The 9,496-nt window shown below is 46.5% G+C and carries 8 protein-coding genes; 4 read left to right on the top strand and 4 right to left on the bottom strand.

From position 1 onward, the window contains the following. Positions 1 to 155 precede the first annotated feature (155 nt). Entirely contained in the window at positions 156 to 1,490 is a 1,335-nt protein-coding gene (locus PMG25_RS20740) for a sensor histidine kinase (RefSeq protein ID WP_283768801.1), read from the bottom strand. 243 nt (positions 1,491 to 1,733) lie between these two features. Here PMG25_RS20740 and PMG25_RS20745 point away from each other — a divergent pair, with 243 nt between their 5' ends. After that, positions 1,734 to 3,485, top strand: a complete 1,752-nt coding sequence (locus tag PMG25_RS20745) for a hypothetical protein (RefSeq protein WP_283768802.1) — start codon at positions 1,734 to 1,736, stop codon at positions 3,483 to 3,485. Between the two features lie 136 nt (positions 3,486 to 3,621). Here PMG25_RS20745 and PMG25_RS20750 read toward each other — a convergent pair whose 3' ends face one another. After that, the gene (locus tag PMG25_RS20750; protein WP_283768803.1) at positions 3,622 to 4,422 is read right to left on the bottom strand and encodes a class I SAM-dependent methyltransferase; all 801 of its coding nucleotides are present in this window, start codon (positions 4,420 to 4,422) and stop codon (positions 3,622 to 3,624) included. Between the two features lie 162 nt (positions 4,423 to 4,584). Between PMG25_RS20750 and PMG25_RS20755 the strand changes: the two genes are divergently transcribed. Further along, the gene (locus tag PMG25_RS20755) at positions 4,585 to 5,556 is read left to right on the top strand and encodes a glycosyltransferase family 2 protein (RefSeq protein WP_283768804.1); all 972 of its coding nucleotides are present in this window, start codon (positions 4,585 to 4,587) and stop codon (positions 5,554 to 5,556) included. A gap of 19 nt (positions 5,557 to 5,575) precedes the next feature. Here the strand turns inward: PMG25_RS20755 and PMG25_RS20760 are convergent, their stop codons facing one another. Next, complete coding sequence (locus PMG25_RS20760) at positions 5,576 to 6,427, bottom strand: HIT domain-containing protein (protein WP_283768805.1); 852 nt, start codon at positions 6,425 to 6,427, stop codon at positions 5,576 to 5,578. Between the two features lie 119 nt (positions 6,428 to 6,546). Between PMG25_RS20760 and ccmP the strand changes: the two genes are divergently transcribed. Further along, positions 6,547 to 7,185, top strand: a complete 639-nt coding sequence (ccmP, locus tag PMG25_RS20765; protein WP_283762230.1) for a beta-carboxysome protein CcmP — start codon at positions 6,547 to 6,549, stop codon at positions 7,183 to 7,185. 32 nt (positions 7,186 to 7,217) lie between these two features. Further along, positions 7,218 to 7,985 carry a pentapeptide repeat-containing protein gene (locus PMG25_RS20770; RefSeq protein WP_283768807.1) on the top strand — a complete coding sequence of 256 codons (768 nt, stop codon included), beginning with the start codon at positions 7,218 to 7,220 and terminating at the stop codon, positions 7,983 to 7,985. A 186-nt stretch (positions 7,986 to 8,171) separates the two neighbouring features. Here the strand turns inward: PMG25_RS20770 and PMG25_RS20775 are convergent. Next, positions 8,172 to 9,496: type ISP restriction/modification enzyme (locus PMG25_RS20775; protein ID WP_283768808.1), on the bottom strand; the 1,325-nt coding region annotated here is incomplete at its 5' end.

The following is a 9,496-nucleotide window of genomic DNA, read 5'->3' on the forward strand; positions in this document are numbered from 1 at the left end:
CGGGAAAAGTTCACTTTTCTTTTAAAGATTGCCCCGGACTTTGAAAACCCCCTGCCTTGGGAGAAGGCTTGCCCTGAGCGTAGCCGAAGGGGGCTGGGGGATGAGGGGTAGCCATTACATAACTCATTTAGGTTTGCTATATAGTATTTTCAGATCTAACTCATGGGAATATCCGCCTCAACCTGACACCCTTTCCCCATCTCACTCTTGATCTCAAACCGCCCTCCGATCGCCTGAATTCGGTCTTGCATCCCTTGCAGGCCAAACCCCGTAGAATTGAGATCCCGCTCAAACCCTCGCCCATTATCCTGCAAACGCAAACACACCATTCCACTCACCTCCATCACATATACCTGTACCCGCGTCGCCTGACTATGACGGGCCACATTCGTCAGCGCCTCCTGCACCACCCGATACAGAGCTGTCGAACATTTTTGAGAGACAGCCGACTTCACCTTAAACTTAGACTCAAGCCGAATTCCCGTCGTCTGTTTCACCTCTTGTAATAACTCCCTTAATGCAGCTTCCAACGTCTTCCCCTTCAACGGATCGGCCCGCAAAGCAGAGACAGAATGGCGCACATCCTTAAGCGCTTCTTTTCCTAACCGTTGCGCCTCCTTTACATATCCCTGAGCCTTGGGTGGATCTTGGGCTAAAAACACCACCGCATTCTCCAACTGAATACTCTGAGCCGTTAAATAATGGCCCACAGAATCATGAATCTCACGAGCAATACGATTTCGCTCTTGCAATGCCGCTTGATTTTCCACCAAGAGGGCATATTGGCGCAGTTGCCGATGGGCATGGGTTAAATCTTCTCGACTGTGCTTTTCACTCAGTAGTGCCCCCACCAACAACAGTACAAAGACTAAAACTAAGGCAAACAGGAGTGCCGAATTTACCGTTAAATGGAAAATAAAACCTTGCGATCGCCCAGACAAGAAATCCATAATATCAGCCGGTTGATTCATATCCTGGGACAAATAGCGAAAAAATCCCATCCGTTTCAGAATCGTTCCCACCAACATCCCCAGAAACGAAACATAAGCCACCAGCGCCACTATCACCCGTCCGCGCCAGGGAAACATTAAACACCCTCGAATCACCACCACCAGCAAGAGCGCCGAAAAAAAGTTAGCTCCCCGTCCCCCAAACACCACTGCCAACCCGCTCAAACCAAACCCCAAAGCTGTATACAGGACTTGATATATCAAGGGGTGATGGGTTTCGGGTAAACGCAAACCCATTAAGCCCAAAGTACCGATACTCGCGAGAATTCCAGGAATAAACCGGCTGGAATGTCGAGGGGGTGATGGCATTCGGGGAGGGGGTGGCGGCATTCCCAAACCATGGGGAGGGCGAAGAGGAGGAACATGGGGAGGCGGTGCAAACGTGGCTAACACCGCAATTCCCAGTAAAATCCATTCTAAGTAAAGTAAAAGATAAAATGGATGATTAAAATAAGAGTTCCATTTGAAAAAACGGGCCATGGCTTCCCCCGATCCTGATCTTGCACAAATTGGTGAACCTGTTTCGATCTTACGGGAAGGTTTTCACAGAACCGAGGATCTCAGGCCTACATTTATGTGAAAGTCAAATAGTTCTTTAGAACTAAATTCGATTGGTACTAGAGTTCCAGCCAATTTAGGCGATTTGATCCAAGTGGTTCAAGCCTCAAAATTTCTAGGATTGACCTATCCGATATAGGTTTAGATAATCTGGAGGATTCGATCGTGACCACCCATTTACCTGCACCTCAACCGCAACGTTCTCAAACCCTTCAGAGCGTTGAGTATGTCTGGAACTTACCCCCAGGGGCGATCTGGGCAGCGATCGCCACTACTTTACTCAGTTTAAGTGCGATCGCCGGAGCCGTCTATCTGCGTTACAGCAATTTTAACTTAACCCAGATTCCCCTCAACACTGAACCCATCAGCAGCTCTAACCTAGTTGGCAAACGTATTAGTTTCTATCGCACCTCAGATTCTCTCTATAACATCAAATTTGAAATCAGCCAAAATGGACAATCTACCCCCATTCTCTTAAACTCTATCGATCTGCAATTAATGATTCCCCAAATTCCTGCCTCTCTTCATGGAAATCAAGCCTTAACCCAATGGTTTCTCACAGAACGGGAATTTAATCGACAACGGGTCATTTTTCCGGCTGGTTCCCCAGAAATTCATCTCCCCGATCGATTCATGGGGTATGATGCCCAAGATATCTCCATCTCCCTCACCAATAATTGCTTGGGTGCAGGCTACTGGGAATTAGCCCTTTTTGCCCAAACTCCAGACGGGCAACAAAAAATTTATCAAGGCTATTTTGATTTTCCCCAAGGAGCCTATGCTCGCCTAGTTAGTGAACTCAATGGCGTTCCCTATTGGAACTATGCCCCATCCATCGAACCTTGGCCCGGATTTAATTTCCATCGTGGAATGCCCTTTGATTTAGACTCCCTACGCACAGTGAAACGTCGCTATCTCATTGATGCTCAAGATTTGAACAACGAGAATATTCTCGCCCTCAATGAGCAACGGGGCAAAGCCAACCTCATGGTCTTCAATCAACCCCTAGACTCCATTAAAACCTGGGAAGACTTGCGTCAAGCCAATCCCCAATTTCACACCTTTGTTCCTCCAGGCATTTATAACCCCGATCAGCTCTGGACAACCCAGTATAGTCAGATTTCCCATTTGCAGAGTGCCACAGCTAAAACCATTGAATCACCTTTAGCAGATCAAGACTTATTAGAATTAGAATTAATCTTCAAAAGTCAATCCGGGAAAATTCGTAAATTTATCCTCAGTGGACTCGATTGGCATCAAATTCCCCAAGTTTCCACGGATCGGTACGATCAGGGACTTTATATTCCCATTGGATTCGCGCCTCCGTTTACGGAAAATTATCAACAGTTGAAACAAAATCCTCCCCACAAGAGTCCTTTATTTAGCGTCATGCTTGATGGATACAATCTAGCCATGAATTACCGCCAGGATATCGGCATTAATGGCTTAGTGATTCATCGGGATATCCAGAATCCCCATAAACTGCACTTTTATTTTATGTCTTATGAGCGGATTACTTTGGTTAGTCACTATGTTTTGGATTTAACCCAATGGGTGTTAATAGAACATCCAGAACCGGAAGCCATGAGCGCGGTTAAAAATTTTGAATATATCCCATCTATGGTTCTCTCTCAAGTTGATTTAAATCAAAAAGTCTATACCCAACTCGATCAGGGGTGGCAAGAAAATCCCAAATTTAAGCAACGACTGATCTATCGTGTTTTTGTTAATTCTCAAGGGATAATTACCGGTTATCTTCCCACTTCTCCAGAAGCTCAAAATTGGGTAAACAATACCCCATTGTCAGATCTAAGTTTAGTGACTGACTTTGAAAATACAAATTTGAACTCTTTCCGAGTCGTCTTGACTCCTATGGGAGGGATAGAAGTCAGTCCTTGGTGGGGATGGAATGGGTAATGGGGAATAGGGAAACTATTGAAATACCCTAGTTAAATATCTAAGGAGCAAGATGCTCCCACTCCAGTCCTATCAAAGAATTCGAGGAGTACGGGCATCTTGCCCGCTTCTCTTTTCCCATTCATCGGATTTGATATTATTTGGTGGCTACTACCGCTAAATTCCACGCCATGCGCTTCATTCCAGGAATCTGTTTTAGCCACCCATCCATCTGTTCCAATCGCCGATATTCTGGCTCCAATCGCTCCTTTTCTAGGATAATCTTTTTCCAATAGCGCTCTTCATTGGGGTTCACTCGTTCAATCAGATAAAAACGGAGGAAAATCCACAAGGTAGCAATCCAAAAGGTATCCCATTGAGTTTCAGAAAACAAGGACTCGACAAACGGGATGATGTTAATATCTAAAGGATGCTCATCGTCCGTGCGGACTTCAGTCGCCATGCGCCGATAAACATTAATCACTGGATTATGCTTTAAGGGTTCCCAAAAACAGACCTTTCCCCCTGGTTTCACCACCCGATGACATTCTTTGAGCGCCCCTTGTACATCGGGAAGATGATGCAAAAGATTGGCCACATAAATAATATCAAAACTATCGTCGGGAAAATCAAACGCCATGGCATTGCCCACATGCCCTTCAATCTCCACCCCATTTTTTGCTGCTAATTTTAACGCCACTTCCACCATGCCCGGAGAATAGTCAGAAGCCACACAGTGAGCGCCTTTTTGGGCAAAATAAACGCTATTTTCTCCCGCTCCACAGCCCACATCTAATAGGGTTTTGCCTTTCACCTCTCCCAAATGATTTAAAATAAACCGATTTTCCGGCGCTGTGCAAGCTTCAAAATAATCGGCTACCTGAATTTGGTCAATATCAATGGTGGCGGCCCATTGATCGTGAAATTCTCGTTCTTTTTTTAAAGTTTCTTCTGACATAATTAAAAATCCAGGGAGCAAGATGCTCCCACTCCAGTAATATCAAAGAATTGGAGGAATGCGGGCATCTTGCCCGCTTGTCTTTTCCAATAGTGCGGGCAAGATGCCCGCTTGTCTTTTCCAATTAACCGGATTTTATATAAGGATAAATTGTAAATACAGATGGAACCGTTTGTCAAGCCTACTTATTCCTTCATTGTGCCCATTTATAATGAAGAAAATACTATTCCTGAACTCTATAACCGTCTCTGTTCAGTGATGGAAAACTTAGAGGGACAGACCGAAGTGATTTTAGTTAATGATGGCAGTACGGATGCTTCTTTACGTCTGTTGCGGGAATTGTATCAGAGAGATAAGCGAGTTTGCTATCTTAGTTTAGCACGGAATTTTGGTCATCAAATTGCGGTGACTGCGGGGTTGAATTATGCGCGGGGGGAAGCGGTGGTTGTTTTGGATGCGGATTTGCAAGATCCGCCGGAGTTAATTCCGGAAATGGTGCAAAAATGGCAAGAAGGGTATCAGGTGGTTTATGCCCAAAGAACGCGCCGATATCAAGAAAAAAAGCGCAAACGATGGATGGCTTATTTATTTTATCGGATGCTGAGATATTTGGCGGATGTGGAGATTCCGACGGATACGGGGGATTTTTGTTTGATGGATCGGTGCGTGGTGGATGTGTTGAATCAGATGCCAGAGCGCGATCGCTACATTCGAGGTTTGCGAGCTTGGATTGGCTTCGAGCAAACGGCGATTTTGTACGAGCGTAGTCCCCGGTTTTCCGGTGAAGTGAAATATACGTTTGCTAAGTCCCTATCCCTGGCGATTAATGGGATTGTCTCTTTTTCTAAGGTTCCCCTGCGTCTCTCGACTTATCTCGGTTTAGCCGCAGCCGCGATCGCCCTTTTCATGGCTATACTCGTCCTCTATTGGCGCATTGTCGCCCCCACCGCACCCCTCACCGGGTTTGCCACTATCCTGATCGCCATCTTCTTTCTGGGAGCCGTACAACTCGTCAGCATCGGCATTCTAGGGGAATATATCGGGCGCATCTACGAACAAGTCAAAGGCCGTCCCCTCTATACCCTAGCCGAAATTCGAGGCTGGGAAAAGGGCGATCGCCCTAGGGATGGGTGAGGGAGTAGAGCCGGTAACCTTACTTTTTAGGCAATACATGGCGAATTCCGCCTCGATGTCCCCGTGTATCGTCTTGGTAGCGAGGGATAATATGGATGGTGGCATGGCCCATTTTTTGACCTGCTGCATGGTTGACATTAATGCCTACATTAAATCCATCGGGCTGAAATTCTTGAATTAATAGCTCTTGTACTTTATTCGCCATAAACCAGCAAGCGGATTGTTCCTTAAAGGGCAATTCAAAATAATTGCCAATATGACGTTTGGGTACAATCAACACATGACCCTTACTCACGGGGTAACCGTCAAACAGGGCATAGGCGGTTGCGGATTCTGTGAGTAACCTTAAACTTTTGCGGGGATTGCAAAAAATGCAGCGATCGCTAGAATGTCTTTGATGATTATAGTGAACATACTTATAGATTTGGCAAGATTCATCACTGTACATAGACTGAAAGGGCAATTTAACCATACATTGATAGGTCGGCTTGTGATGCACATAATGTTGTCTAAAGCCTTCTCTTTTAATGTCTCGCCGAACGGCATAATAGGCTTTTCCTCCCGGTTTCAAGAGATGAGAGACTTCCATCATCACAGTGGCTTGCTCTTCAGGGAACAAGACATTAAGAACATAAAAGCAAAGAATGGTATCAAATTTATGCTGGGGATAGGCGGGAAAATAGTGAGGATCGTAGCCTTGAATCTGGAATCCTTGTTGAGATAGGAGTTTGACATCGTTACCCAACCCACAGCCAAAGTCTAGGATCTGACCTTGCAATAACTTTCTTTCTAATAAAAACCGCCCTGGAAAAGATAGGAATTGACGGTCAATGGCGGTGAAATGGCTGTATTTATTGGTTGGCTTTTTCATGAATAGGGAATGGGTGATGATTTATTGGAGATCTTACCCATTCCCCCATTCCCCATTACCAGTGCGAAGCGCTGTATGATTGAATGTCTAGGGAGACTGAATCGGGAGTATTCTGGATTTTGGCTACGGAATTACGAAGCTATGTTTTTATTGATAACCTGCAACCCCAGCACGCTGCCTATATTGGTACGGTGGCGTTAGGCTTTCTTCCTTTACCGGGAGATACGTCGCTGTGGGTTGAGGTTGCCCCAGGGATTGAAATTAATCGGATTACGGATGTGGCGCTGAAGGCGACGCGGGTTCGCCCAGCAGTCCAGTTTGTAGAACGACTCTATGGACTGTTGGAGATTCATTCAGCTAGTCAGGGGGAAACGCGGGCAGCAGGACAGGCGATTTTAGATGCTTTGGGGGTGAAAGAGCGCGATCGCCTCAAACCCCGTGTGATTTCGAGCCAAATTATCCGCAATATCGATCCCCACCAAACCCAATTGATTAACCGCAACCGTCGCGGACAGATGATTTTATCCGGGCAAACCCTCTATGTTTTGGAGGTGCAACCGGCTGCCTATGCAGCTTTGGCAGCCAATGAGTCGGAAAAGGCGGCACTGATTAATATTTTGCAAATACAAGCGGTGGGGATTTTTGGTCGTCTCTATCTGGGGGGCGAAGAACGGGATATTATTGCGGCTTCTCAAGCAGCTCTGGCGGCGATCGAGAATATTTCGGGACGGGAAAATCCTCCCCCTGATACTCAATAAGTGATATCAATAAGTGATAGAAGTAAGTGGTTATGGCGAATTCTGAACATTTAGCAGTTTTGTATCGTGGCATTCCGACCTGGCATAAGTGGAAAAGGGCTTATCCAGAGATTACTCCGGATCTGAGTGAGACAGATTTGGGGGGGTATCGGCTCCCAGGGATTGATTTAGGGGGCGTGGATTTAAGACGAGCCAATCTAGGGCGCATGGAGTTGGAAGGGGCGAATCTCCATCAAGCGTCTTTGAGTGGGGCGATCGCCTCTTGCGCCCTGTTCAAGCAGGCTTGCTTAACCCAAAGTCAAGCCATAGGAACCCAGTTCCAACAGGCAGATTTAAGCACAGCAGATTTAAGCGGGGCGAATTTGATGGGCGCAGATTTAACCGAAGCCAATTTAGAAGGGGCAAATCTGCGCGGGGCAAATTTGAGCGGAGCCAATCTTATGAGAGCTAATCTTAAGGATGCAGATTTAAGCAATACCAATTTAAGGCGCTCTAATTTAAGTTATGCCCATTGTCTCGAAGCTAACCTGAGTGAAGCAGTTCTCATCAATGCCGTTTTGCATCATACAGAGTTGATTAACGCCCATCTCCATCGAGCCGATTTCAGGGAAGCCAATTTAAGTGCAGCCCATTTAGCAGGAGCCTATTTATGGGGGGCAAATTTCAAGGATGCAGATTTGTATCAAACAGATCTGAGATGGACTAATTTAAGTCGCGCTAATTTCATCGGCGTTCGGTTAAACGATGCCTATTTGCGCGGGGCTGTTTTGAATTCAACGCAGTTTGAGGGTAATGGGTAATGAGTAATATCACATACAGCACTTCGCGCTGTGATGGGGGGATGGGGGGAAAACAGCAGACTGGGTAGCACTTTGAGCCATTTTAGCTATGGTTCAAAACAGTCATTTATGTACCTCATAACAGCGAAAACTGCTATAAAATATTTTTAGTCACCATTTCCATTATGGCGCACTTTTTTCCTTTTGTCAACCCTTGACCGCAGAAATTTCCTCAATTATTTTCATCGTTTCCACCGACACCCGACAGACGCGCAAGAGCAAATCAACCACTGTTTCCTTATAGTCCATGAAGCGATAGGTATTGAACTTTTCCCGAATCGTAGCATCGCGGGGTTTCTTTTCCTTATATTGGTCGAGTATCCATTCTAGAGCGCAACGGTTGCCGAGTTTATAGTCCCACGCAGTTGGGGGAATCTGCTTCAGCGTGGTGATATTGTCGAGGATAATTTCGTGTTTCGTTTTGTCGGCTTTCAGTTTCGGTTGATAGGTTTGGGTTTCCTTGAGGGGAATATCTACCCGCTCCAGGGGATAGGGTTCGAGGGTTTCATAATTCAGGTGCAGATACATGAGTTGTTGTCCCCAGTTTGCCCATTGGAAAAAGTCATCATAAAACGGCAGTCGGGGAAAGTCGCGCTTCAGGTTGAGTTCGTATTTTTTCCGGTAGTCGGGGTTATGGAGAACGGCATAGGTATAGTGGAAGATATCCAGTTTGGTGATAGTCCTCATCTCCAGCTCCTCATCCCCAGCATTGCCCCTCACCCCTAGCCCCTCTCCCGCAGGAGAGGGGAATGTAAGTCCCTCTCCCGTGGGAGAGGGATTTAGGGAGAGGGCAATTCTCGCTAAAACATCAATCAAATTCTCCCTAACCTCTTCATTCTTAAAACGCAAAACCCGAAATCCATGGTCAGCGAACCAATTATCCCTATCTGCATCTCGCTCTTTTTGCTGTTCATGAATTCCCCCATCGACTTCAATCACCAACTTCGCCCCATGGCAATAGAAATCGACAATACATTGACCAATATTATGTTGCCTCCTAAACTTGGCCCCCTGCAACCGTTTCGCTCGTAAACATTCCCATAATATTTGTTCTGCCGGGGTTTGACTTTGGCGAAGTTCTTTTGCTCGTTGCAGTAGAGCTTCGGGAATCATTCGCCTGGCTCCGGCTAATTGACTGACATCTTGCCCTCTCTCTTTCATGTCCGAAGGAAAATCTCTCTCCCCAGGGAGAGAGACTTCTGCTCCCCTTCTCCCGTGGGAGAAGGGGTTGGGGGAAGAGGGCACACCTTCATCTTGCCCAGGGTTGTGCCCTCTCTCTAAATCTCTCTCCCCAGGGAGAGAGACTTCTGCTCCCCTTCTCCCGTGGGAGAAGGGGTTGGGGGAAGAGGGCACACCTTCATCTTGCCCAGGGTTGTGCCCTCTCTCTAAATCTCTCTCCCCAGGGAGAGAGACTTCTGCTCCCCTTCTCCCGTGGGAGAAGGGGTTGGGGGAAGAGGGCACACCTTCATCTT

Source organism: Roseofilum capinflatum BLCC-M114, from assembly GCF_030068505.1.
GTDB classification, from domain to species: domain Bacteria; phylum Cyanobacteriota; class Cyanobacteriia; order Cyanobacteriales; family Desertifilaceae; genus Roseofilum; species Roseofilum capinflatum.